This is a genomic window from Streptomyces longispororuber (assembly GCF_014656095.1).
GTDB lineage: Bacteria > Actinomycetota > Actinomycetes > Streptomycetales > Streptomycetaceae > Streptomyces > Streptomyces longispororuber.
In genome coordinates, this window is sequence record NZ_BNBT01000066.1 from 1 (window position 1) to 23,460 (window position 23,460).

Genomic DNA, 23,460 nt, shown 5'->3' on the forward strand with positions numbered 1-23,460 from the left:
GAGTGGACCGCATGGCCCACATGCGCCTTCCTCGCCCACAAACAGCGATACCAGGAGGCAGTCGCGGTGGGCGAGGAATCCATCTCCCTCTCCAGGCAACTCGCTGGGGAGAAGCCGACCGACGACGACCTCATGTATCAGGTCACCCGGGTATCGATCTCCGTCGCCCATAGCTTGTGGAACGGCTCAGACCTTCGGCTCAAAGCTGCCGACATCTCCGTGAGCGGGGTGGAAAACCTCAGGAACCTTGTCGCGAGGAACTCCAGCTACCGTCCACAACTCGGCGAGTGGATCATGTGGCCGACGGTTCCTTTGCTTCGTTGGCCCGCTTCGCGGGATCTGTGCGCACGCGGTGTCTGCCAGTTTGCCGAGGAAGTCGGCGTTGGCTTGGGTGTCGTGGCCGAGGACGACCTGGTGGTGCGGGAGGGGGCGAGCCGGTCGGTGACGGTGGAGCGGGACATGGCGCTGCCGCCGCCGTCGATGCCGTGGGCCAGGCCGAAGTGGTCCGGGTAGCGGTCCTCGGTGGCGCTCGACGTGAAGTCGCTGGTGCCGACCGTGCGGTCACCGTCGACCAGGTTCGGCGCGGCGGCCGGGTCGATGCGGGGGAACAGCAGCGCCGCTGCGCGCGCACTGGTGGCCAGCTCCGTGCCGAACCACGCGGCGAACTGGTCGGGGAAGACCTGCACCTTGTGCTCCCTCTTGCGGCCGGGCTCGCACAGCGGTTCGCCGCGGCCGGCCAGCGGAGCCTCGGTGACGTCCTGGTGCTGCGTGGGGTGCGGCTGCTCGCCCGCCTTCGGCCGGTCACGGACGACGTCGTACAACCCGAGAGCGTTCAGCAGGCCAAGGCCGACGGCAGCCGCCGAGGGCCACGTACTCACGGATGGTCGGCGGCGTGACTGCGCGGCTGCCGTCGTATCTGGCTCGGCGCGGTCGCTGGTGTGGTTGCGGCGTTGCCACCTGCGACCTGCGGTGGTCAGTGCGTGAGGCTTGCGGTGAGTTCGTTGCGGCTGGTCACTCTGGTTTTGCGGTAAATGGCTTTGAAGTGGTCGTTGACGGTGTGTATGGACACGTCCAGGCGGCGGGCGATCTGTTTGACGGAGAGACCTTCGAGCGCGCGCTCGATCACTGTCTGTTCTCGGGGGGTGATGCCGTACCAGGCGGTGATGGCGGGGAGGAGCACCTCGGCAGGGGCCGGTTGGATGGTTACCGCCACGTCGCCGACTGATGGCTCGCCCAGGGGCTGGGCGTACACCGCGGCCCATCCCCGAGTGGAGAAGCTTCGGCATACCACGGGCCCGCCGGCCTGGCGGGCCCGTTGAGCGATGTCCCAGACAGGATCGAGGACTTCCTCACCGTCGTGGGCTCGGTCGTGGGTCAGGGAGCGCACCGCCTCACGTCCGCTCGGTGTGATCGCTCTGATGCCGTTGTCGGGGCCGAGAATGATCAGACCGGGTGGTAGATCGCTACGCGCCGAACCCAGTGGGGTGCTGGCGACGAAGCGCTTGAGCGTAATGGCAAGCGGCTGGGACATGGCCGCGGCGTGTGCGGTGTCGGTGAGGGAGAAGGGTGTGCTGCCTTGTGCACGCAGCAGGATCAGCATGCCCCAGGTTCGGCCACCACCAGTGAGTTCAATGCGTAGCTCGCTGGCGAATCCTTCGGCACTCATGATCCGCAGCTGGGTGCTGTGGCGTGGGTCGGACATGCCTGGGGTGAGCACCCGGACAGGGCCGGTGCGGTCGCGCACGCTGTCGCTGCGCGCGGTGTCGGTGACGATCCGCTGCAGCGCCTGCGGGGAATAGCAGTTGTTCAAGTCGCCGAAGCAGCCGGCCCGGGTGACGGGATCCATCCCGAACAGGATGTGTCCGTCGTGTGGGACGACTTGCCCTACCAGGCCCGAGAGCAGGTCGCCCAGCTCGGGCACGGTACCTACCTCTGACGCGGCTTTCATCGCGGTCCGGCAGATCAGCTCAACCCCCGTGGCCATACCAGGAGTATGGCACAGGCCAACCCCCGAGCTCTCGGGATTCTCGACCGCGGTGGTGCTAGAGATAGTTGGCGACTAAGGGGTCTTGAAGGTCCTCCGTCGGCGGTGCCGTTTGACACCGGACAGGGGCAATGGCTCGCCGTCCATCAGTACTTCAATCGAGCGCGGAGCTCCTCCAGCCATGCCAAAAGAAGGCTGCGCTGGGCTCATGGATAAGCCATGCATGCACACGCTGTTCCGCCGTACAGACAGGAGGAGATGTGATCAGCGAAATCAAACACTGGTGGTCGCTGGGGTCCGCGGTGGCCGCACTGACAGTGATGGGGAGTCTGTTGATGGCCGCGGAGGCGCAGGCGGTACCCTTCCGTGATTTCCGGGTCGGCGTCCAGTTGGCTGACGAAGCGGGCAGATCCGGCTTCGGAACCGAGCGATTCACCAACTACGCCAACTTCGGGAACAGCGTCTCGCCGTGGGCCGGTGACAGCAACTACTACGACCCGGACGCGATGTCCATCAATCTGGACATGACACAGTTCAGCACTTTGCGGGACCTTGACTTCCGAATCGGCGCACAGGCCAACGACGGCAACGTCGAGGAAGGGCAGATCCATTTCACGCCATGGGCCAGTCAAGGTGGCGGGCAGACGGATCTCGTCACTGACACCAACGGGTACGATCCTGACGGCTACCGGGTCTTCCTCGAAACCCGCGAGTGGCCCGGCACCTACCGGCTGAGCAACTTCCGCCTGTCGGTGGAGGCGTTCGACAACGGGTTCTACGGCGTTCGGCAGCACACGCCGTGGGCGCACGAACATGGCGGCAGGAGCCCGTTCGCGCTGGACGTCGACGGCTACGACCCCGACGGGTTCCGGTTCGGTCTCGAAGCCTACTGATGTACCCTCGGGCTGTCGATCAAGTACTACGACCAGTGGGCGGACGAGGAAACCACGCTGGCGCGCACCGACCTCGCGGTCAACGAGTTCGATGCGCTGATCGACACCTTGTGGCCGCGCGAAGAGGACGCCATGGCCAGGGTCCGACGGACTCATGGAGCCGCCGTGACCGGGTGCCCGACCTGTTCGCAGGCGAGGCCGAACGCACCGGCCGCACTGCTTACGCCGGGGAGCGGGCCGTCACCGAGTACCTGGACCACTTCGCGCCCATCCGCCCGAGCGCGGCCTCCGGGCTGAAGGGCGACAAGCCTGCTGCTCGCGGACCACGTCTACTCGAAGGGGCCGACGACGAGCTGAAATCCCGGGCCCATCGGCGCCTGATGCTTCTGCGTCCATCCTGAACGCGGCGTCCACGGTCGCTCTTTCGTGAGCCTGCCGGGTTGCCGGAACAGGTCGTACCACACGTGACCGAGAGCGCGAGCAACCTCGGCGGCCTGAACCCCCCATGCAGAGTGCGGGCTTCGGGCCGCCGAGATGGCACCTTACTGCGTCCGGTCGGTTTCACTAGCTGGCGACGAAGACACCGAGCATCGTTCCGCCCAGCAGTCCGACGGAGCCGACTACCAGGGCGATGGTGGAGAGCGGTTCGTGCTGGCGAACATAGCGATGAGAGCCAGGATCGGCCCGCCAAGCTCGAAGACGATCGGCAGGAAGAGGAGCCCGATCGTGCTGAGGACGATCACGATGATGCTGAGAACGTTCTCGCCGGCACCGTTCCTGGCCGGGGCATGGTGCCGCCCGACCAACTGGTTGCCGTACTGCGTGGTCGTCTCTCGCTCCTTCGCGTGGGTAGCTCCGAGATCAGGTCTGACGGCGACCGGCCTGAAGCTTGGTCGCATGAACATCCGTCGGTATAAGGCCGGTTGAGTCACCTCACCTGGACCTTCATCACCCTCATGACCCGCCGCCTTACCCGGCCACTGAGGCCGCCCCGCACCCGGCCGCACACCGTCGAGGAGATCGTGGCGGTGGAGGCCAACGAGCTCCATGCCCGTACGCATCCGGATGCAGCCGGTTGCCGTCCGCCTGGCTCCCCACGGCACTGCGTTGACACGGCAAGCATGCGCAAGCGTGCACGGAAGCTGTGACGGCTGCGCCGGACGCCCCACCCCTGTCGCCCCGCTGCTTTCCAGGACCCAGGACCGACCCCCTGACGGACAACCGCCAGTCGCGGGCTACCAGTCGCTGTCCGGGATGGCTTCGAGCTGGAAAAGCTGGTTGTCGACGTCCTTGCGGGGCCACTGGACGAGGCGGGCACCGTTGCCCGTGGCCCCGCCCGCCACGTCCAGGTACTGGCCGCTGTGCTTGACGAGGATCCGGAAGCCGCCATCGGGCTGGGGCTCGAAGCGGAACTTCTCGTTATCGCTGCCCACCCGCTTCCACTGGATCAGACCGGCCCCCTCTTTCTTCGAGACGTCCTCAACCCCCAGGGTCTTGCCGCTGTGCTGGACGACGATGCGGTAGTAGCCGTCCTCCGCCGGCTCCAGCGTGAACTTCTCGTTGCCATTCCCCCCTCGTGTGAACTGAATCACGTGAGCCCCGTCGGCAGTGGACGCCTCGCCCACGCACACGACCTTGCCGCTGTGCCTAGCGATGAGCCGGGCCCGGGACGGGATCTCGACGGACTGCGCTTCATCCGGCATACGAATCCACTCTCCTTCGTGACGACGCACGGCACAGGACGGCGCATCCCCCAGCGAATCAGCGCCGCCCCCTTACTCCAGCAGGACACTAGGATCCAGCGGCCACACCAACCAGAGCGCCCTTCGGCCATGGTCGATACCCGCTTGCCTTCACACCTGCGCCCCGGGCGGAACGCGGTCACGCCTCCCGACACAACCCAGAAGGATCACCAGTGGATTTCACCGGGACCGCTTAGCCGAGCCGCGTGAGCGTGTACTGGTAGGTGATCCTGCCGTCCGAGGATGCCGTCTTCTCCGTGGTCAGGCTCTGTTTCCCGGTGAAGTCGGTCGGGTTGGGCCGGATCTCTTCATTGACGCGGGCGATGATGTCGTCCGCGTTCCATTCGTCGCTCTCGCTCAGGTTGATCTTCAGGTGGAAGGCGACGGACTGCTGGGGGGCGTCCTCGTCGAAGTGCCGGCGCGAGGACCGGCTCTCGGGGAACTTGAAGAACTCCCCGGCGCGCATGGACAGATAGGTCGCGTGAGTGCCTCCGAAGATGTTGCCGACAGTCGGCCGCCACAGGGTCGCGTCATCCAGCACGATGCTTCCGTAGACCTCGCCGACAGAGTCGTCGGAGCCCTCGCTGACGTTGTCGATCCGGACCCAGTCGAGCCTTAACTCGTACTCCGCTATGCGACTCATGTTCCCTCCAGGAACGCGTCATTCACACACGGTGGCATCGCACGCCCATGGACGCGGGCTCCAGCGGCCCCTGGAACCTCCGGCCCTTTGGCCACCCGCAGCCAAGGCAGGGACAGCATGCAGCACCACGCTCACAACCACAGGGAGGAAAACCGGACAAGTCCGTCACCATTCCCCTGGTGCCAGCTCCTCGGCCCACAGATGCTCACGACATGGCAACCCGCCATGCAGTTGCATAACGTCACCGATCAAGGGATGTGGCACAGCTTTTGATCTTGTTCCTTAACCTCTTCGCCGGTCATATCCTCACTCTTTGGAGTGATTACAGGGTGTGTGGCGGCCTTCCTCACGATTCTGAACTCTGCTACCGCGTAGGGGAGGTCACCAGGAAGGCCGTGGGGTGAGTGTGCTGCCGCAGATCGACGGGCGGGAGGCGATCGCGCAACTGTCCCACTTCCGGACGGCCTTCTACGGGTGCCTGTCTGCGCGGGCGGATGCGTTCTTCGAGCCGGCCGACGCGCTGTTATGCGCGGACAGCCCGACGCGGACGCCGGTGGAGTTGTCGCTGCTCGCTGAGCACCAGCGCAATTACGGGTCGCTGTGCGGCGCCCTGAACCATGGTCGGCTCGACGTGAACACCCTGCGTGACCTGCTGGTGTCCCTGCCGCTTCCGCGGTTCGACGGGCGGATCGTGCTCACCGTCGACGTCTCGCCGTGGCTACGGTCGGACGCCGCTTGCTCGCCGGATCGGTTGTTCTGCCCGGTCCACGGCCGTAACGGCCGCTCCTCGGACCACGTGGTGCCGGGCTGGCCGTACTCGTTCGTTGCCGTGCTCACCCCGGACCGCACTTCGTGGACGCAGGTCCTGGACGCGGTCCGGCTGGGGCCCGCCGACGACGTCGCGGCCGCCACCGCCAGCCAGCTGCGGTCCGTGGTCGAGCGCCTGGTCACGGCGGGTCAGTGGCAGCACGGCGACCGGAACATCCCGGTCGTGATGGACGCGGGATACGACGTGATGCGCCTGTCCTGGGTGCTGCGCGACCTACCCGTCGAACTGGTCGGGCGGTTGCGTTCGGACCGTGTCCTGCGAAGGTCTGCGCCCTCGCTCAAGGAGTACGCCCAGTCCTATCCCCAGGGCGGGCGGCCGCCCAGGCATGGCAGGGAGTTCAGCCTGGCCAGGCCCGTCTCCTGGCCCGAACCGTCCGTGGTCACGGTGAACGACACATCCCGCTACGGCAAGGCCGAAGCCCAGGCGTGGGACCGGCTGCATCCCCGGCTGCGGCAGCGATCCGCATGGATCGACCACGACAGCGAACTCCCCGTCATCGGGGGCACGCTGATCCGGCTCAACGTCGATCACCTGCCCGGCGACCGGGACGCTTCATCGGTCTGGCTGTGCTCCTCCGCCACTGGCGCCGCCCCGAACGGTGTCGACGTCGTCTGGTCGTGCTACCTGCGCAGATTCGACCTGGAACACACCCTTCGCCTGTTCAAGCAGTCCCTCGGCTGGACACGGCCACGGGTTCGTGACCCGCAGGCGGCGGACCGCTGGACCTGGCTCGTCATCGCCGCACACACCCAACTCCGCCTCGCCGCACCGCTCGCCGTCGACCGGCGCAAGCCCTGGGAGAAGACCACCCCTCCCGGCGCCGCCCTCACGCCGACCCACGTCCGCCACGGGTTCCGGCGCATCCGCCCCCCACCTCGCCCACCCGGCCCATGGGCCGTAACCCAGCCGCCCAGGCCCCGGACGCCCGCCTGGCTCCAGAAACCGCCAGCCCACCATCCGTTACGACGTCGGCAAAACCGTCAGACGCCCCACGAATCTCACCGAGCGCGACGAAAGAGGCTAGGAACAAGCTGATGTGCGTGTGGTCGCCCGAATAGCCACTGTCAGCTCCTGCGGGGCGGAGTTAGCCTGCCGACAGGCACCTGTGTAAGTCCCGGGTCGGTTGGGGGTGAGTGCCGGTGCATGAGGTGCTGACGGCGACTTCGGAGAGCCGGTTGTTCGAGGTGACCGCGGCTCCGTATGTGGTACTCGACACGGATATGTTCATCCGGGGGGTCAACGCGGCCTATCTGCGCGCCACCGAGCGGTCCCGGGACGAACTGATCGGTGCGTTCATGTTCGACGCGTTCCCCGACGATCCCGGGGACGCCACCGCGACCGGCGTGCGCGATCTGTCCGCTTCCCTGGAACGCGTGCTGAGCCGCGGCGCCAGCGACGACATGGGAATCCAGCCCTACAGCATCCCCGCTTCGCGCGTTTCCGGCGCCTTCCGCCGCAAGGTCTGGAGCCCGGTCAACTCCCCCTTGATCGACGCCGAGGGCCGCGTGGTGGGCGCCCTGCACCATGTCGAGGACGTGACCGCGGTGCACGAGGCACTGCGTGAGGCCCGCAACGGTGCTGCCGTGACGGGGTCGTGGCAGCCGCCCGGGCTGGTACGCCGCGCGATGCTGGCCGTCACTCGGTACGAACGCGCCGCCCGCGCGGTGGTCGCCGGGCAGGCGACGCCGGGCGGCCCGGCGCGAGATGGCGCCGGGCCTGCGAGCCTCGCCCGGCGTGATGCGTTGTGGCACGCCGTGGTGCATGCCGCCCGCCAGGCCCCCTCCGGGGGGTGTGCCGCCGCGGTGTGCGGCGCCGCGGTCACGGCGTTGCCCGGTACCGACGCCGCTGTGATCACCTTGCACGGCGGTGGGCGGATGCCCGAGCATCTGGCCGTCAGTTCTGCGTGGGCCCGCCGTGTCGAGGAGGTGCAGTACGTTACCGGCGACGGCCCCTCGTTGGCCGCGTTCGACACCGGGGAGCGCGTGCTGGTTGCCGACCTGGACCGGTCCGGCACTGTGTGGCCGCTGTTCACCGAGGCCGCACTCGGCCTCGGTGTGGGTGCTGCCTTCGCCTACCCCCTGCGCACCGCCACCGCCACGCTCGGCACTCTCACCCTGTACCGGAGGCGCCGGGGCGCCCGCGGTCAAGGGCCGCCCGCCCAGGCGGAGACGTTGGCCCAGATCATCACGTCGGTGCTGCTGGCCGACATGGACAGCGAGATCATCGAACAGGTCAGAGCCACCGCCGATCAGGACGACCTCCATGTCGCCGCCGGGATCGTCGCGGCGACCCTGGGCATCGGCACGGGGGAGGCTCTGCAGTGGCTGCGGGTCCGGGCTCAAGCGCAGCGGGTGTCCGTCGTCGATCTCGCCCGTTCGCTCATCGCCCACCCTCCCCCGGACCCGGGTAGCCCTCTGTGACGGTTGCGTCAGGCGTTGAGGTGGCGCAGGCGGTGGCGTGACGATGGTGCACAGCCGGATAGGGGCCCGGAAGGCCGACCGAGACTGTCCAGAAATCCGGGGCGCTGCCCTGCTCCGCCTTGCGCTGTGCGAGTAAATTGCCGAACGTACCGTAAGGCTGCCACAGCCGGGTACACACCGGTGCTGCGACGGTCTTGGACGGGCACTTGCAGGAAGGGAGGCGCGTGCATGCCCCGCCCGTCAGCGGGCACGACCGGGCCTCCCGATGAGGCCGCCTCCCCCTTTCGCCCCCGCCCCGCAGGCCCGGACCCTGTCGGCGCCGGCAGACAGGCGGAAGCCAGCCGACCGGCAGGCGCCGTATGCCCACCACCGACCGCGAAGCACGCATCGCCGACGCCGTCCTCGACCTCGTGCACCGCCGGGCGGACTTCGATCCGCTGGAACTGCTGCACGACCTGACCGGCCAGGTGGTCGCACTGTTGCAAGTGCGCTGCGCCGGCGTCACCGTCCTGGACCGGGACACCCATGAGCCTGTCCACGTCACCGCTTCCGATGAACTGTGCCTGGCCCTGGAACAGGAGCAGTCCGCTCTGGGGGAGGGCCCCTGCATCGACAGCGCCCGCGCCCGGCAGCCGTTGCCGGTGACCCCACTGACCGGCCCGCCGGGCAGCGTCCGCTGGCCGCGCTTCGCCCCCTACGCCCGGCGGGCGGGGATCACAGCGGTCGCCGCGGTGAGCCTGGGCCTGCCCCAGATGGCGCTGGGCGGCATGAACCTGATGATGACCCACCCGGCCGGTGTCAGCGACCAGGACCTGCGGCTGGCAAGGACACTGGCCGACGCCGCCGCCGTGGCCCTGGCTCACCAGCAGCAATTGATCGACAAGGACACGGTCCTGGCACAGTTGCAACGAGCGCTGGACAGCCGTCTGGTCATCGAACAGGCCAAAGGTGTGCTCTCCGCGAGCCTCCATCTGAGCATGGACGAAGCTTTCCAGCGGCTGCGCGTCCACGCCCGCTCCCGGCAGCAGAAACTCACCGAGCTGGCAGCCCGCATCGCCCGGGGCGACGTGCCCGCCGAACTACTCGACCCTTCCCAGTGACCCGGTGCCCGCCACCGCCGGGCACCCGCAGCGGCCTCCCACCCGAGCCCGGGGGGAGGAGATGAGTGATGGCCCGCGATGACCTCCCCGGCTATCTTCAGCGTCTGCGCCAGGCCGCCCGCACCGGCGCCGACCTGTCCGCCGCCCAGGCCGCCGACGCCGCCCGTCTGCTGCGCCTGGACGCCGTCACGCTGAGCCTGCTGCCCACCCGCGGCCCCCCCGAGCTGCTGTGGTCCGATCCCGCCGACGCTCTTGGCCGCGCGTTGGAGGACCTGCAGACCACCCTCGGCGAAGGCCCCACACTGGACGCCGCCCGCACCGGCCAGACCGTCACCGAAGCCGACCTGTCCACCGCGTCCGCCGCCCGCTGGCCTCTGTTCACCCCCGCCGCCTGTGACACGCCGGCCCGCGCCGTCATCGCCCACCCTCTGCTCCTGGGCGTCGTCACCGCCGGCGTCCTGACCGGCTACCGCATCACCCCCGGCCCCCTGCCCGCCCGCCAGCGCCAGGAGATCACCCGATTCGCCCGCATCGCCCTGGACCTGCTCCTGCACACCCCGCCCCACGCCCTGGCCACCGGAACAGGCGGCCCCGACCTGCACCGCGCCGAAGTCCACCAGGCCGCCGGCGTCCTCTCCGTCCGCCTCGCCATCAGCATCGACGACGCCCTGCTGCGCCTGCGGGCCCACGCCTGGCGCCACAACCAGGCCCTGCCCGACGTCGCCCGCGCCGTCATCACCGGCCACCTGCGCCTCGACTCCCACAACTGACCGCGGCACCGCAGTGCCAGGCGGTGCGGATGCCCCCCCACCTCATCCTTGAGGAAGCCGGGCTGGCCCTCAGCGACACCGTGAGTCCTCTTCCGGGCACGAAGGCAAGACTCGAAGGACGCGTGACCGCACAGGCCGTAGGCGTGCGGGAGCGCTGGCAGTAACGTCGAAGGACCGGGGGCGGCACTGGTCGACGGCGGCCGCCAGGCGGTGTCCTGGCGGCGGCCGTGAGCGCGGGGATGAACGCGGTTACTCCCCTTTCACCGCGTGCTCCTCGCGCGGTTCCGTCCTCACCGGGCCGGGGCCCGCGGGAGGTAGCCCCGGTTGGAACAGCCGGGAGGACGAAGGGCCCAAGTCGCGCGTGTGTCCGCCGTGCGCGGCTTGGGTCGTCCCGATGGCGGTTGCGACCCGGGGACTGGGGGTCTGCCGGAGGCCCCGAACGACCGCCGTACCAGCGGATCGCGAGACTGCCTGCCCAACAGCGTAGAACGACTGGCGAAGAGGGCAACCACACGGCCCAGCCTGTTTACCCCGGGCTGGTGTGTCCAGCGAGCTGTCCGGTCCGCTGTTTCATGGCTACCGGCCCCGCAGCAGGTCGGCTCGGGCCTTGTGTCCGCGCAGGCGTGCAACCAAGCGGCTGGCACCGGCTACGAATCCTTAGCACACCTTGGTCAAGTTGGTGTACTCCGCCGCCTTGCGAAAGCGATGGATGATGCGCATCGGCTCCTCACCCTGGTCTCGGTCCCCGTCCTGGTCCTCGGCAGCCAGTTCCCCTTCGACGTCGTCCTCTGAGAAAGCATCTGGGTGCGTCTCGACGTGCGTTGATATCGGCCACCCATGGGCACGTCATCTGCCCAACCGATATCGGCCCGCGAACATCAGTACATCTTCAGCCGGGCCTCGTGGCCCCGACGTAGTTGTCGCCCGCGGAGCGGTAGGGCGAGATCTGGATGGGCGCGCCCCTGCGCGGGGCGTGGATCATGCGGCCGCCGCCGATGTACAGGCCGACGTGGTTGGCGTTGTCCGGACGGCTGTAGAAGACGAGGTCCCCGGGCTCGATCCGCTGTCCGCCCGGCACGGCCGGGCCGGTCGCGAACTGGCGCTCGGCGGTGCGGGGCAGGGACACGTCTGCTGCCGCGTACGCGGCTTTGGTGAGGCCGGAGCAGTCGAAGCCGCGGTCGCCGGCGGCGGGGCCGTCGCCGCCCCAGACGTAGGGGAGGCCGAGCTGTCCTCGGGCGTAGGTGATTGCCTGCCTGGCGGCGGCGCCCGGGGTGGGGCTGGGCGGTTCCTTGCTGCGGTAGGCCCGTGCTTGGGTCAGGACCTGCGACACGTACCAATGCGCGTGGTTGTACGTGAACACTGCCTTGCGCAGGTCGCGTCTGTGCCGGGCGCCGGAGTCGCACAGGTAGGCGGCGGCCGAGTGGATCGCGTCGTGGGGATCGTAGGGCGAGGGCGGCCTCGTGCCGCCCGGCGGCGGAGGGTGCCGGGCGATGACCTGGCGGAAGGTCGGGGTGAGGAACTGCATGGGCCCGCGGGCGCCCGCCTCGTTGAAGCCGCGGTGGACGCCGGGCAGGGGACTGCGGCCGTGGTCGGATTCGATCTTGCCGATGGCGGCGAGCACGGACCAGTCCAGGCCGGGGCACGTGGTCGCGGCCCGGCGGTAGAGGGTGAGGTAGCCTGTCGGGATGTCGGAGAGCGCGGTGCCGCTGGGGCGGCTCATGCCTCCGGTGAACGAGGAGAACAGGCTGCCGGCTCCGGCGGCGGCCGCCGCGACAAGCAGGAGGAGAGCGGAGAGGGCGGTGCAGGCGGCCTTGAGCATGGTGCATCACCCTCCCCGTGCGGGGCCGTGGGGGTGTGGAGGCTGCGGTGGTGGTGCGGTCGGCAGTACGCCCGTCGGCTTGCCGACAGAGGTGGTGCCTACCGCGGTCTCCGTCAGCGGGGGCAGGTGCGGCCACGCGGTGGTCAGCGCGATGAGACGAAGTCGACGTGAGGGCTGCAAGGTCGCTTCCAGGGGAAGCCACCGCGCTTGAGAAGGATCGTTCCGGCCCGCCTCGCTTCTGAAGTTCGCGGTGGCCGTGGCGCCGGGGACGCGCGGTGTGGTGCTCGCTCGGTGCCGCAGTCGTACAGCTTTCCTGCCTGCTCGACTGCGATGGATGCGGGAAGATCGTGGAGCCTGGTGTGTTCGACGGAGACGACCCGCTGCTATCGGTGGTGCCCATTCCCTCGGCGGTCCACCCCGACCACGGAAGCCGAATGGCGATGGTCTGCTCGGCCGAGTGCCTGCACGACCTCACCCGGCGGCTGCGGCCCCCACCACCGGACGAGGAGCGCTGGGCGAGCACTATCACTAAGCTGATCTGGTCCCGTCAAGGAACATTTCAGTCCGCAGCGGGCGGAGTGGGAGACGGGGCTGACGGCGGAGCAGTTCAGGGCCGGCGCCGACTTCCTGCGTCGGCTCCTCGGCCCGGAGGACCACCGCGCCGGGCAGGGCGGCGGGCCGTCCGGCGGATAAGTGCTGGGCCAGGGCCTTCCCGGCACGGGCCGGGAGAGCGCCTGCGCCTGGGGAAGCACGGCGCCGCTGTGCGGCGCGGGCCCGGCTGCGTGACCGCTCCGGGCTGTCAGCGGTCAGCACGGAGCGGTCACGGGTGCCGGGCTTACAGGCCTGCGGCGATGCTGGGCAGGCCGGGGGCTTCGATGTAGTCGATGACCGACCAGTTGCTGGTGTGCCGCTTGAACATGTTCTGCTCACTGCTCTGGTGGTTGTCGCCGGGGCCTGCGCCGGGGGAGAGCAGGGCGGCGACGGGGCCGCTGATGTTGGAGGTCTGCTGGCTCTTGTTGGTGTCCGCGGCGGCGGTGCCGGCGGCGGTCAGGACGAGGGCGCCGCATGCCACGGCGAGGACGAGGGAGCGGGTGAGCGTCTTGGTCATGGGTGTGCCTGCTTTCGCGGGTGAGTGTCTGCCGTGAAACGCCGCCGGGGGCGGATGTTGAGGCCGAACGTGTGGCCGGGGGAGCGGGTGCCGGGGATGCCGAGGCAGAGATGCCGGCTGCCGCTATCAAGGCCCGCCCAAGCGGCCGAAGTTCTCGTTCTTGTAGTCGATGAGGGCCCAGTTGGTGGTGTGGGTCTTGTCGGTGGTCTGCTGGCTGGCCTGCCCGTTGTCCGGGCGGGCGGCGCCTGGGGTGAGCAGGGCGGCGGTGGGGCCGCTGATGCTGGAGGTCTGCTGGCTTTTGTTGGTGTCGGCCGCGGCGGAGCCTGCTGTGGCCAGGGCGAGGGCACCGACCGCGGCCAGCAGGGCGGTGGGGCGCAGGAGCGCGTGCATGGGTTTCCCCTTCCAGGGACGTGGACGATCAGAGGGCGGCACTGGCGCGTGGCTGGATGCGGGCCGTGCGTGGAGCGCCTCCAGGGTCAGGGCAGCAGGCCGGCGACGGTCTCGGCCTTGGCGTAGTCGACGAGGGCGGTGTTGGCGGTGCCCTTCTTGGTCATGTTCTGGCCGGTGACCTGGAGGTTGGAGCAGCCGTCGAGGTCTGCGCCGGGCGAGAGCAGCACCACGTTGCACAGCATGGTGGACCTTTGGGTGCCGGTGTTGGTGTCGGCGACCGCCGCCCCGGCCCCGGCCATCAGGACGGTGCCGGTCACGGCGGCGGTCAGGGCGGCGGCCGGACCGAGCGGGGCCAGGCGGCGTTTGCAGCGTGCGGGCGGGTTGTAGCGCCTCATGGGCTTCCTTCGTTTCCCGGCCCCGTGGACCGGGGCCGGCCGGAACGGATGGCCAGGTGACCCGCGCACGGTTCATCACATCTCCGTGTCGTCGGATGAACACCTGACGTACCAGCCAACGACCGCACCGACCCAGGGGACACGGAACCGCAAGACGCACCCGCCAGCCGCCGTGTTGACGTCCGCCCACCGGCGGACATGAACGACCCGCCCCGGAGTCATTCGGGCACCAACTGAGGGTTTGGTCCGTGGAGGTGTGTTTGGTCCCGGGTCAGGTTCCGCGCCAGTTCAGGGTGGCCTCGCCGGTGAGCCGGCGGGCCATGAGGTCGATCATCGCGAGGTGGATCATGGCTTCGGAGCGGTGCGGGTGCCGCTCGTAGTCGCGGGCGAGGCGGCGGTGGTGCATGAGCCAGCCGATGCTGCGCTCGATGGTCCAGCGCCGGGGAATGATCGTGAAGCCGCGAGCCCAGGGCGGGCGTTGGACGGGGTGGACGTCGATGCCCAGGCAGGCGCCGTGGTCGATGGCCGTGGTGCGGTAGCCGGCGTCCACCCATGCCTTGCGGACGCGCGGGTGGGCCGCGGCGATCCGGGACAGCAGCCTCACCCCGGCCGCGGTGTCCGACACGCTGGCCGCGGTGACCAGCACGGTCAGCAGCAGGCCGAGGGTGTCGCAACCCAGGTGCCGCTTGCGTCCCATGATCCGCTTGCCCGCGTCGGTGCCCTGGCCGGCGAGGTGCATGTTGGCGGAGGTCTTGATGGTCTGCGAGTCCAGCACGCAGGCCGACGGCTCGCCGTTGCGGCCCTCCCGCTCGCGGACCAGGCGCCGCAGCAGCCCGGTGAGCTCCTCGAAGACGCCGTCGGTCTGCCAGCGGGTGAAGTAGCCGTAGACGGTGGCCCAGGGCGGGAAGTCGAGCGGCAGGTAGCGCCAAGGAATGCCGGTGCGGTCGACGTAAAGCACGGCGTTCATCAGGGCACGCAGGTCGTGCTCGGGCGGGCGCCCGATGTCCAGGGCCTCCCTGCGGCACCTGGCTCGCCAGGCGGTGAGGACCGGTTCGATCAGTTCCCAGCGTTCATCCGACAGGTCGCTGGGATACCTGTCGTGCGGGGTCATGTTTCCGATGTACCGCGCGGCGGCCGACCTGACCAGAGGGCAAAGGGCTGTGGTCAGGGGCGTGTTGGGAGGAGACGGGAGATGCTGGAACGAAACAACCCACTGCCGTCGCAGTGCGTCCTCCCGGCTCGACCACCCCTCCCGTCCCGCAACAACAGGACTACAAAATCACTATCACTCGCAATGAAACAGGGCGAAACACTCAGTCAGGCTGGCGAAGAAGAGGTTGTAAGCGCGGGGTATCGACATCCCGGACGAAACCACATTCCACGATCTGCGTCACTTCGCCGACGCGGTCTGGGTGGCCTCCGGCTTGGAGCCGCGCAAAGTGCAGGCCCGCATGCGGAACGCCCGCCTTGCCGAGACGCTGGACACGTACGGGTACCTGGTGTGGGAGGTGGACTGGGAGAACGCTCCCGCCTCATTCGAGGAGCTGTACGGCATCCCGGCTCCACCTGGTCTGCGGAGGCGGCGCTTGTGCCCGGGCGGAGCGCGAACGCCGGCGGGCAGCATCGCCGGGCTTCGGCTGCCCCGGTGCCGAGTAGATGCTGCGTCCTACGGTGCCTCGCCACTCAAGAGCCCGGTCTTGACGCCTTTCACCATGGCGGCGATGTTCCGCGCGTTGTCCAGGACCTCGGCCCTGGTGTGGAGCCGGGGCATCTTGTAGTTCACCACCGCGACCCCGACGGTGTCCGGGCCGGAGGCGATGTCGCCGTGGCGCATCGCGCGCTCCTTCCGTTGCGTTGTCCAGCAGGGTGTCCCTGGTCCAGACAAGCGCCGCCGGGGGAGCCTGACAAGGGTCCGGCCGCGCGTACTCCCGGCGCCCGGGACGGACACCGGGAGCGCGCGGCACCGTCGGGAGTGGGCTGGTCCCGCACGGAACGGGGCCCCGGTCCGCGCGGACGGAGCCCCGTTCGTCGCCACGGTCGGAGCGTGGTGCCCCAGCCGACCGCGGCACCTCGGCCGAAGCGCGGTGCCTCAACCGAACCGCAACACCTCAGCCGAACCGCGTCACCTCAGCCGAACCGCAGGACGCGCGGCGCGAAGGTGCCTCCCGGCCCGGCGGCGCGGCCGACCGACCACACCGTCGACGTACCCGGCACGGACGCCAGGCGGAACATCGAGGAGTCGCCCTCTCCGGCCACCGCCGGTTCGCTGTGCTCGGCGAACGCCTGCCCGTCCCAGGCGAGGAAGTCCGGCCCGGGGACCAGTGGCGGAGAGCTGCCCGGCGGGCCCCACTTCAGCGAGTTGGCGACCGCGACCCAGCCCAGCCCGCCGGAGGCGTTCGGCGCCAGCGAGGTGATCCCGCCGAAGTTGGTGGGCAGGGTGACCCGGCTCCACTCCTTGCCGTCGAAGCGGACCAGCAGGGGCGGGATCGGCCGGCCCGGAGGACCGCCGATGAACCCGCCCGAGCCGCCCGCCCACACCTCCGTCGGCGAGACCGCGAGCACACTGCCCACGCCCGCCCGCGGGAAGCCGTGCACGATCGTCTGCTGCCACTCCTTGCCGTCCCAATGCGACACGGTGGCGCCCGATTCGGAGGAGCCCGCGGCCCAGACGTCGTCGGCCGCCTTCACGTGCAGCCCGTACACGGCACCCGGCGGCACCGGCATGTCCTGCCAGCCGCGCCCGTCCCGGCGCAGCAGCACCTGCGCGCCGTCCCGCGTACCGGTCAGCCAGGTCTCGCCCCCGCCGGCGAAGACCCTGGTCAGCGTGGTCCCGGCCGGCGGGCGGCTCTCGGACCAGGCGGTGCCGTCGAAGCGGAGCAGCCGGGCACCGCCCGCCGCGTCCTTGCCGACCGCCCAGACCGCGCTCGGCGAGGTCGCGGCGACGGACAGCAACTCGCCCTGCCAGCGCACCCCGGGCAGGCTCTGGCGGTGCCACGCGGTCCCGTCCCAGCGCAGCACCAGCGGGAAGCCCGGGGCCTCGCGGCCGACGGCGTCGGCTCCCACCGCCCACGCCCGGTCCTGGCCCGTCGCCACGGCCTCGTTCAGCCCGGTCTGCGGGCGGAGCTCGGCCGGGACCGGGACGTGCTGCCAGGACGACGTGTCCGCCGCGGCCGGGCTCATGGGGGTCAGGACGGCCAGGGCCACCGCGAGTGCCGCCACCAGGAGTTGCCGTGCCCCAGGCCTTACCGCCCGAGGTCTTCGCGCGGCAGGTCTCCGTGCCACGGCCCTTCGTACCGCAGACCGGCGTGGACCGGGCCGTCGTATCTCAGATCGTCGCGTCGCGGATCGTCGTATCGCGGATCGTCGCGTCTCGGATCCCCGTGTCTCGGATCCCCGTGTCTCCGATCGTCGGATCTCGGGTCCTCGTGTCTCAACTCGTCGTGCACCATCTCGTCGTGCACCACGTCCTGGTGCCACGGTCAGCCTCCTCTCCGCTCGCTCATCAGGTTCGGCGGGGAGCCGTAGACCTCGACGGTCCCGAAGGACAGCAGCGAACTCCCGGCCCTGGTCAGCTCCCTCGGCTTGACGTCGATCGCGTTCGTACGCTCCGGTCCGTAGGAGAAGGTGGTGCGGGAACCGCTCACCCGCGCGTACTTCGACTGGAACGCGCGGTCGCTGCGCACCGGCAGCCACAGCGCGCCGTCGGGGCCGCGCTCCATGCCCTCGGTGTAGGTGTCGCCCAGGGGCGGGAAGACGGTGCGCCAGGCCCGCCCGTTCCAGGTCATCAGATAGGTGCGGGTCACCCCGTCGGTGTACTGCCAGCCGCCGAGCGCGACCCTGCCGGACGGTTCGAGCAGGATCGTGTGCACGCTGCCGTTCGGCGGCAGCGGCACCTTCGCGTCCCGCCACGCTTCGCCGTCCCAGCGCAGGACGGAGATGCCGTTGTTGCTGCTCGTCCAGGCCCAGGCGTCGTCGGCGGCGCGCGCGGTGACGCCCATCAGGTAGAGCACCCCGTCCGGGGTGGACTGCTCGGTCCAGCGGGAACCGTCGTAGTGCAGCACCTTCAGCCCGGTGTCGTCCTCACCGACCACCCATGCGGCGCCCGGTACGGCGGCGAAGTCCTGATAGGTCCTCAGGGTCCGTGGCAGCGGCACGGTGCTCCAGCCGTCCGCCGTCCGGCGCAGGATTTCGCCCGTCCCCTCCGGGGTCCTGTGGAAGATCCACATCTCCTCGCCGACGAACTGCACCTTGCCGAGCCAGCCCGGGTCGCCGGCGCCGGGGAAGGTGGTGTCCCGGCTCCACGCCGTGCCGTCCCAGCGGTACAGCGCCGCCCGCAGCCCGTCGGCGGCGCTCTCGTGCACGGTGGCCCACGCCTCGCGCGGCCCCCGGGCGGCGAGGTCGGACAGGTACATCGGCGCGGCCGCCGCCGGCACCGGCAGTGACGACCAGCGCGGCGGCACGGCCGCGGCGGGCGAGTCCGCCGCGGCCGGTGCCGCCCTCGCGGCCGGCGACAGCACGGCGGCACACGCGATCACCAGACAAACGACAACTGTACGGAGACCGTTCACGAGACCTCCCCTGAACGCGCAAGGCCGCTCAGCTTATTGACGTCCACCACCGGTGAACAGACAGCACGCGACCGATCAGACGTTCCTCCAAGGGCGGCCCGCCGGACGGGCCCCAGGCGCCCCGCGTCAGTCCTGCAGGGCGCGCAGGGTGGCGTCGAGGTCGGCGGCGCGGGGCCGGTTGTGGGGGAGCCGGGCGAGGACCGCGGCCATGCCGCAGGTGTCGGTGACGGCGGAGAGGACCAGGCCGGCGCCGACGGCCGCGGCAAGCAGGCGGGCGGGGCGCCAGCGGGTGCCGGCGGTGAGGCCGAGGACGACGAGGGAACCCGCGGTCAGCCGGACCTGGCGCTCCATGGGCCAGGCACTCCCGGCGCCCTCGGCGCGCTGGAGGGCGTGGCCTTCCCCGGCCCAGGCGGTGGTGCCGCCGGTGAGCGTGGCGGCGGGGACGTCGGCGGCGGCGAGCTCGGCGCAGGCCGTCGCGGAGCGGTTGCCGGAGGCGCAGACCACCAGGGGCGCGCGGCGGGCGGCCGCGGCCTTGAGCGCCGGAAGGGCGGTGTGCAGGTGGTCGAGGGGGATGTTGAGGGCGCCGGGGAGGTGCCCGGCGGCGTACTCGCCCGGCGTCCGCACGTCGATGACGACGTACTCGTCGAGGCGGGCGGCGGCCTGGGCGGGCGGGAGGGCGGTGGGGGTGTGGGTGCTCATGTGCGAGAGGGTCCTTTCGTACGCTCCCGGGAACGGGGGCCCGCGCCCGGGTATGATACCCCTGGGGGTATCTCTGGAGGTGGATGGTGGAACTGGACTTGGCGGCCGACGAGCTGAAGTCGGTGCTCAACCGGCTGCGGCGGGCTCAGGGGCAGATCGCGGGGATCATCAGGATGATCGAGGAGGGCCGGGACTGCGAGGACGTCATCACACAGCTCGCGGCGGTGTCCCGCGCGCTGGACCGGGCGGGCTTCGCGATCATCGCGACGGGGCTGCAGCATTGCATGGCCGAGGGCGGGCGGACGGCCGGGGACCGGGACGAGATGCGCGCCCGGCTGGAGAAGCTCTTCCTCTCCCTGGCCTGATGAGACGGCCACCCCCCGGATAGCCGCCCCCGACGACGGTCCCGGGCGGCCGCCCCCCAGGGGCCGGTCACGCCTCTCGTACGACCACCTCCTACGACCACGTCATACGACCACCTCATACGACCACGTCGACGAGCATGGACGCCGCCACCGCCAGCAGCGCGCAGGCGAACGCCTGCTGCAGGCGGCGGCCGGAGACCTTGGCCGCGAGGCGTTTGCCGTCCCAGGCGCCGAGTACCGCGGCCCCGGTGAACGGCCCGATCAGCGCCCAGTCGAGCGCGTCGCCACCGCCCGCACGGGCGATCAGGGCGGCGAGGGCGTTGACGGTGATGACGAGCAGGCTGGTGCCGACCGCCCGCCGCATGGCGAGCCCCAGCACACCGACCAGGGCCGGCACGGCGAGGAACCCGCCGCCCACGCCGAGGAACCCCGTCACCGCGCCGAGACCGGCGCCCGCCCCGGCCGCCCTGCCCGGCCGTACCCGGTCCGGTGGCCGGGCGTCGGGCGGCCGCAGCATGCGTACGGCCGCCAGCGCGGCGATCGCGCAGAACGCGACGGTCAGCACGGCCTCGGGCACACGCCCGGCGGCCGCCCCGGTGAGGGACGCGGGGACGACACCCGCGGCGGCGAACAGCGCCCCGGTCGTCCAGGCGACGTGGCCGTCCCGCGCGTGGGCGTACAGGGCCGTGGCGGAGGTGGCGGCCACGATGAACAGGCCGGCCGTGGTGGCCGCGGCCGGGGTGAGGCCGAGCAGGTAGATCAGGGCGGGCACGGCGAGGACGCTGCCGCCGCCCCCCAGGGCCCCGAGGGCCAGGCCGACGACGGCCCCGGCGACGAGGGCGAGGACGAGGGCGCTCACCGCGGCGGCCGGGCAGGTGTGAGCGGCCGGGCGGGCGTGCGCGGCCGGGCAGGTGTGCGCGGCCGGGTCAGCCGGAGCACAGCGGCAGACCGGCGGCGGTGGCGGCGTCGAAGCCGTCGTCGACGGTGACGACGTCCCGGCCCGCGGCGTCCAGCAGCGAGGCGGCGATCGCGGCGCGCATGCCGCCCGCGCAGTGCACCCACACCGTCCCCGGCGGCACCTCGTCGAGGCGGCCGTGGAGTTCGTGGACGGGTATGTGCACCGAGCCCTCGATCCAGCCCCCGGCGCGCTCGGAGCGGCGGCGTACGTCGAGGACCACCACGTCGGCGGCGTCCTGCGCGGCGAGCCCGGCGAACGTGGAGCGCGGGAACGAGGCGGCCTTCCCGTCCGCGGGCAGCCAGTCCTCGGGGCCGCCGGTCGCGGCGGCGGCCGGCCGGTCGATGCCCACCCGGGCCAGCTCACGCTGGGCGGCGGCGAGCTGCTCGGCCGACTCGGCGAGCAGCGTGACCGGCTTGCCCCAGGGGATCAGCCAGGCCAGATAGGTGGCGAGCTTGCCGTCGGCCTCGAAGTTGAACGACCCCGCGACGTGCCCCTCGGCGAACGCGACGCGGCCGCGCAGGTCGACCACCCACTCCCCGGCCGCGAGGCGCGCGGCGATCTCGGCGGCGTCCGCGGGTGCGGGCGGGGTCAGGTCGACCGGCCGGGGACCCGCCGCGTTGGCCGGGCCCATGTGCGCGTAGTAGGCCGGTACGTCGTCGAGGCCGGCCAGCAGGTCGGCGACGAACGTGTCCACGTCGACGGTGAACGCCGGGTTGGCGGCCCTCTCCCGGCCGATGGTGGTGCGCTCGCCCTCGGCCTGGGCCGAGGAGCAGAAGCTGCCGAAGCCGTGGGTGGGCAGCACCGCCGTCCCGTCCGGCAGGCCGTCGGCCAGGCGGTGGGCGGAGGCGTACTGGGCGCGGGCGAGCCGCCGGGTCAGCCGCGGCTCGACCAGGTCCGGCCGGCCCACCGTGCCGATCAGCAGGGAGCCTCCGGTGAACACGGCCACCGGGCGGCCCGCCTCCCGCAGCACGTAGGAGGTGTGGTGGGGGGTGTGGCCCGGGGTCGCCAGCGCGACGAGCGCCACCTCGCTGCCGGGATCGACCTCCACCGTGTCGCCGTCGGCGACCGGCACCCGCGCGAACGAGACCTCGGCGTCCGCCGGTACCAGGTACCGGGCGCCGGTGACGCGCGCGAGGTCGAGGCCGCCGGTGACGTAGTCGTTGTGGACGTGGGTCTCCACCACGTGGGAGATCCGCACGCCGCGCCGGGCGGCGGCCGCGAGCACCTGGTCGATGTCGCGCGGCGGGTCGACCGCCACCGCGGCGTGCTCACCGCCGGCCAGGTAGCTGCGGTTGCCGAGGCCTTCCAGCTCGATGGTGTCGACGAAGAACACGCGCCTGCTCCTTCCGGATCGAAAATTACCCCGGGGGGTATCTGCCTCCCACCGTAGCACCAGTACCCCCGGGGGTATTTTTCACGCAGGGAATCGCTGCGTCCGCCCCGTGGACGCCCGGCTTCCGGACACCCCGGCGCACCGGGGGTGGGGCAGGGGTGAGGCATGTCGCGGACCGCGCGCACGGGGAGGGGGCCCCGGCCGCCACCGGCCGGGGGCGCATCCGTCCAGGTGACGGGCGCCACCCTTGTGGCGGCCATGGCCGGACGCCGCCGCCCGGCCCCCTCGTGGCGGCGCCCGGGGAAAGCGGACCGGTGTCATGGTGGTGCGCATGTCCATTCTGCTCACCGGGGCCACCGGCTTTCTGGGCTCCCGCCTGCTGTACGCCCTGCTCGTGGACGAGGGCCACGAGGTCACGGTGCTGGGGCGCGGTACCTCCGCCGAGCTGCGCGGACGTGTCGTCACCTGCCTCACCGACCTCGCCGGCGGGCCGCTGCCCGACGCGGTGGCGTCCCGCTTGCACTGCCTGTCAGGAGACCTCCGCCGACCGCGCCTCGGGCTGCCGCCGGCGCACTACAGCCGGCTCGCCGGGCGGACGAGCGCCATCTGGCACAGCGCGGCCGACATCTCCCTGTCCGCGCCGCTGAGCTCCCTGCGGGAGACCAACGTGGCCGGAACGGAACGCGTCCTGGAACTGGCGGAGTACGCGGGCCGGGGCTGCCGCGTCACCTGCGTCAGCACCGCCTTCGTCGCCGGACGTCGCCGGAACGGGTGCATCGCGGAAACGGAACTTGATGACACGTACGGCTTCGAAACGCCGTACGAGCAGAGCAAGTTCGAGGCCGAGCGGCTCGTCCGCGCCTGGGCGCAGCGGCACGACCGGCCGGTGACCGTCCTGCGGCCCAGCGTCCTGATCTCGGACAGCCACCCCGCGGAAGGGCTGCCCCAGCACCCCTTCGCCGAGATGGGGCGGCGGTCGGAGAGGTCGGGCACCGCCCTGTTCGAGGGGGTGTCCGGGCGCGTACGGCTGCCCATGGCGCCCGGGGGCGCGCTCAACGTCGTCCAGGTCGAGTACGCGGTCCGGGCGATGCTGCGGCTGGCCGCGCGCGCACCGGACGGACCCGGCGTACGCACCTTCCACGTGGTACACCCGGTGGACACCCCCGTCCGCCTCATCCTGGAGGCCGTCGAGAGCCGGCACCCGGGCCTGCGGCTCGAACAGGTCCCGCGCCTCACCGACCCGAGCGCGATCGAGTCCCTGGCCGCCGCCCACCTGCCCGACTTCCTCCTGCGGTACGGCGCGCAGCGACGCTCCTACGAGCGGTCCGGAATCCTCGCCCTGGCACCGGACCTGGCGGATCCGCCGCCGCTCGACACGGCCTACGTACAGGCGGCGCTGGGGTACGAACGCGCCTCCGCACACTGTCACCCATAAGGGGAGCAC

The 23,460-nt window shown here is 71.0% G+C and carries 23 protein-coding genes and 1 pseudogene; 8 read left to right on the top strand and 16 right to left on the bottom strand.

Annotated features, from left to right (window positions below):
• Positions 1-266 precede the first annotated feature (266 nt).
• Positions 267-821: a hypothetical protein gene (locus IE330_RS20720; RefSeq protein WP_308439031.1), complete on the bottom strand. Its 555-nt coding sequence runs from the start codon at positions 819-821 to the stop codon at positions 267-269.
• A 152-nt stretch (positions 822-973) separates the two neighbouring features.
• Positions 974-1,984: a helix-turn-helix transcriptional regulator gene (locus IE330_RS20725; RefSeq protein ID WP_190137575.1), complete on the bottom strand. Its 1,011-nt coding sequence runs from the start codon at positions 1,982-1,984 to the stop codon at positions 974-976.
• Positions 1,985-2,244: 260 nt separating this feature from the next.
• On the opposite strand from IE330_RS20725, the gene IE330_RS20730 reads away from it, so the two are divergent.
• Positions 2,245-2,877 (top strand): hypothetical protein, encoded by a 633-nt coding sequence (locus IE330_RS20730; protein ID WP_190137576.1) that lies wholly within the window; start codon positions 2,245-2,247, stop codon positions 2,875-2,877.
• Positions 2,878-3,050: 173 nt separating this feature from the next.
• Positions 3,051-3,278: a hypothetical protein gene (locus IE330_RS20735; RefSeq protein ID WP_190137577.1), complete on the top strand. Its 228-nt coding sequence runs from the start codon at positions 3,051-3,053 to the stop codon at positions 3,276-3,278.
• A 219-nt stretch (positions 3,279-3,497) separates the two neighbouring features.
• On the opposite strand, the gene IE330_RS20740 is transcribed toward IE330_RS20735, so the two are convergent.
• From IE330_RS20740 to IE330_RS20750, 3 genes are all read right to left on the bottom strand, one after another.
• Positions 3,498-3,776, bottom strand: coding sequence for a hypothetical protein (locus IE330_RS20740; protein WP_229925797.1), 279 nt, complete (start codon positions 3,774-3,776; stop codon positions 3,498-3,500).
• A gap of 336 nt (positions 3,777-4,112) precedes the next feature.
• Entirely contained in the window at positions 4,113-4,580 is a 468-nt protein-coding gene (locus tag IE330_RS20745) for an RICIN domain-containing protein (RefSeq protein ID WP_190137578.1), read from the bottom strand.
• Between the two features lie 232 nt (positions 4,581-4,812).
• Positions 4,813-5,262 carry a hypothetical protein gene (locus IE330_RS20750; RefSeq protein WP_190137579.1) on the bottom strand — a complete coding sequence of 150 codons (450 nt, stop codon included), beginning with the start codon at positions 5,260-5,262 and terminating at the stop codon, positions 4,813-4,815.
• A gap of 400 nt (positions 5,263-5,662) precedes the next feature.
• Between IE330_RS20750 and IE330_RS20755 the strand changes: the two are divergent.
• The 4 genes and pseudogenes from IE330_RS20755 to IE330_RS20770 all read left to right on the top strand — a co-directional run bounded on the left by IE330_RS20755 (position 5,663) and on the right by IE330_RS20770 (position 10,381).
• Positions 5,663-7,115 (top strand): annotated as a pseudogene (locus IE330_RS20755) (NF041680 family putative transposase).
• A gap of 115 nt (positions 7,116-7,230) precedes the next feature.
• On the top strand, positions 7,231-8,511 hold the full coding sequence (locus IE330_RS20760) for a PAS domain-containing protein (RefSeq protein WP_190137580.1): 1,281 nt from the start codon (positions 7,231-7,233) through the stop codon (positions 8,509-8,511).
• Positions 8,512-8,870: 359 nt separating this feature from the next.
• Positions 8,871-9,611: an ANTAR domain-containing protein gene (locus IE330_RS20765; RefSeq protein WP_190137581.1), complete on the top strand. Its 741-nt coding sequence runs from the start codon at positions 8,871-8,873 to the stop codon at positions 9,609-9,611.
• Between the two features lie 68 nt (positions 9,612-9,679).
• The gene (locus tag IE330_RS20770) at positions 9,680-10,381 is read left to right on the top strand and encodes a GAF and ANTAR domain-containing protein (RefSeq protein WP_190137582.1); all 702 of its coding nucleotides are present in this window, start codon (positions 9,680-9,682) and stop codon (positions 10,379-10,381) included.
• A gap of 889 nt (positions 10,382-11,270) precedes the next feature.
• Here IE330_RS20770 and IE330_RS20775 read toward each other — a convergent pair.
• The 9 genes from IE330_RS20775 to IE330_RS20815 all read right to left on the bottom strand — a co-directional run bounded on the left by IE330_RS20775 (position 11,271) and on the right by IE330_RS20815 (position 19,360).
• Positions 11,271-12,200, bottom strand: coding sequence for a C40 family peptidase (locus tag IE330_RS20775; RefSeq protein WP_190137583.1), 930 nt, complete (start codon positions 12,198-12,200; stop codon positions 11,271-11,273).
• 835 nt (positions 12,201-13,035) lie between these two features.
• The gene (locus tag IE330_RS20780; protein WP_190137584.1) at positions 13,036-13,308 is read right to left on the bottom strand and encodes a hypothetical protein; all 273 of its coding nucleotides are present in this window, start codon (positions 13,306-13,308) and stop codon (positions 13,036-13,038) included.
• 126 nt (positions 13,309-13,434) lie between these two features.
• Entirely contained in the window at positions 13,435-13,698 is a 264-nt protein-coding gene (locus IE330_RS20785) for a hypothetical protein (protein WP_190137585.1), read from the bottom strand.
• A gap of 86 nt (positions 13,699-13,784) precedes the next feature.
• A complete protein-coding gene (locus IE330_RS20790; RefSeq protein WP_190137586.1) occupies positions 13,785-14,093 on the bottom strand; it encodes a hypothetical protein in 309 nt (102 codons plus the stop codon).
• Positions 14,094-14,364: 271 nt separating this feature from the next.
• A complete protein-coding gene (locus tag IE330_RS20795) occupies positions 14,365-15,204 on the bottom strand; it encodes an IS5 family transposase (protein ID WP_190137587.1) in 840 nt (279 codons plus the stop codon).
• 555 nt (positions 15,205-15,759) lie between these two features.
• Entirely contained in the window at positions 15,760-15,927 is a 168-nt protein-coding gene (locus IE330_RS20800) for a hypothetical protein (RefSeq protein ID WP_229925798.1), read from the bottom strand.
• A 293-nt stretch (positions 15,928-16,220) separates the two neighbouring features.
• On the bottom strand, positions 16,221-17,312 hold the full coding sequence (locus IE330_RS20805; protein WP_229925799.1) for a hypothetical protein: 1,092 nt from the start codon (positions 17,310-17,312) through the stop codon (positions 16,221-16,223).
• A gap of 260 nt (positions 17,313-17,572) precedes the next feature.
• Positions 17,573-18,661 carry a hypothetical protein gene (locus IE330_RS20810; RefSeq protein WP_190137588.1) on the bottom strand — a complete coding sequence of 363 codons (1,089 nt, stop codon included), beginning with the start codon at positions 18,659-18,661 and terminating at the stop codon, positions 17,573-17,575.
• A 126-nt stretch (positions 18,662-18,787) separates the two neighbouring features.
• Positions 18,788-19,360, bottom strand: coding sequence for a rhodanese-like domain-containing protein (locus IE330_RS20815; RefSeq protein ID WP_190137589.1), 573 nt, complete (start codon positions 19,358-19,360; stop codon positions 18,788-18,790).
• An 86-nt stretch (positions 19,361-19,446) separates the two neighbouring features.
• Here IE330_RS20815 and IE330_RS20820 point away from each other — a divergent pair, with 86 nt between their 5' ends.
• Positions 19,447-19,725 carry a metal-sensitive transcriptional regulator gene (locus tag IE330_RS20820; protein WP_190137600.1) on the top strand — a complete coding sequence of 93 codons (279 nt, stop codon included), beginning with the start codon at positions 19,447-19,449 and terminating at the stop codon, positions 19,723-19,725.
• Positions 19,726-19,840: 115 nt separating this feature from the next.
• Here IE330_RS20820 and IE330_RS20825 read toward each other — a convergent pair whose 3' ends face one another.
• Both IE330_RS20825 and IE330_RS20830 read right to left on the bottom strand, forming a co-directional pair.
• Positions 19,841-20,584, bottom strand: a complete 744-nt coding sequence (locus IE330_RS20825) for a sulfite exporter TauE/SafE family protein (protein ID WP_190137590.1) — start codon at positions 20,582-20,584, stop codon at positions 19,841-19,843.
• 67 nt (positions 20,585-20,651) lie between these two features.
• Positions 20,652-22,016: an MBL fold metallo-hydrolase gene (locus tag IE330_RS20830; protein ID WP_190137591.1), complete on the bottom strand. Its 1,365-nt coding sequence runs from the start codon at positions 22,014-22,016 to the stop codon at positions 20,652-20,654.
• Positions 22,017-22,347: 331 nt separating this feature from the next.
• Here IE330_RS20830 and IE330_RS20835 point away from each other — a divergent pair, with 331 nt between their 5' ends.
• Positions 22,348-23,451, top strand: coding sequence for an SDR family oxidoreductase (locus tag IE330_RS20835; RefSeq protein WP_190137592.1), 1,104 nt, complete (start codon positions 22,348-22,350; stop codon positions 23,449-23,451).
• The last annotated feature ends 9 nt before the right edge of the window (positions 23,452-23,460 follow it).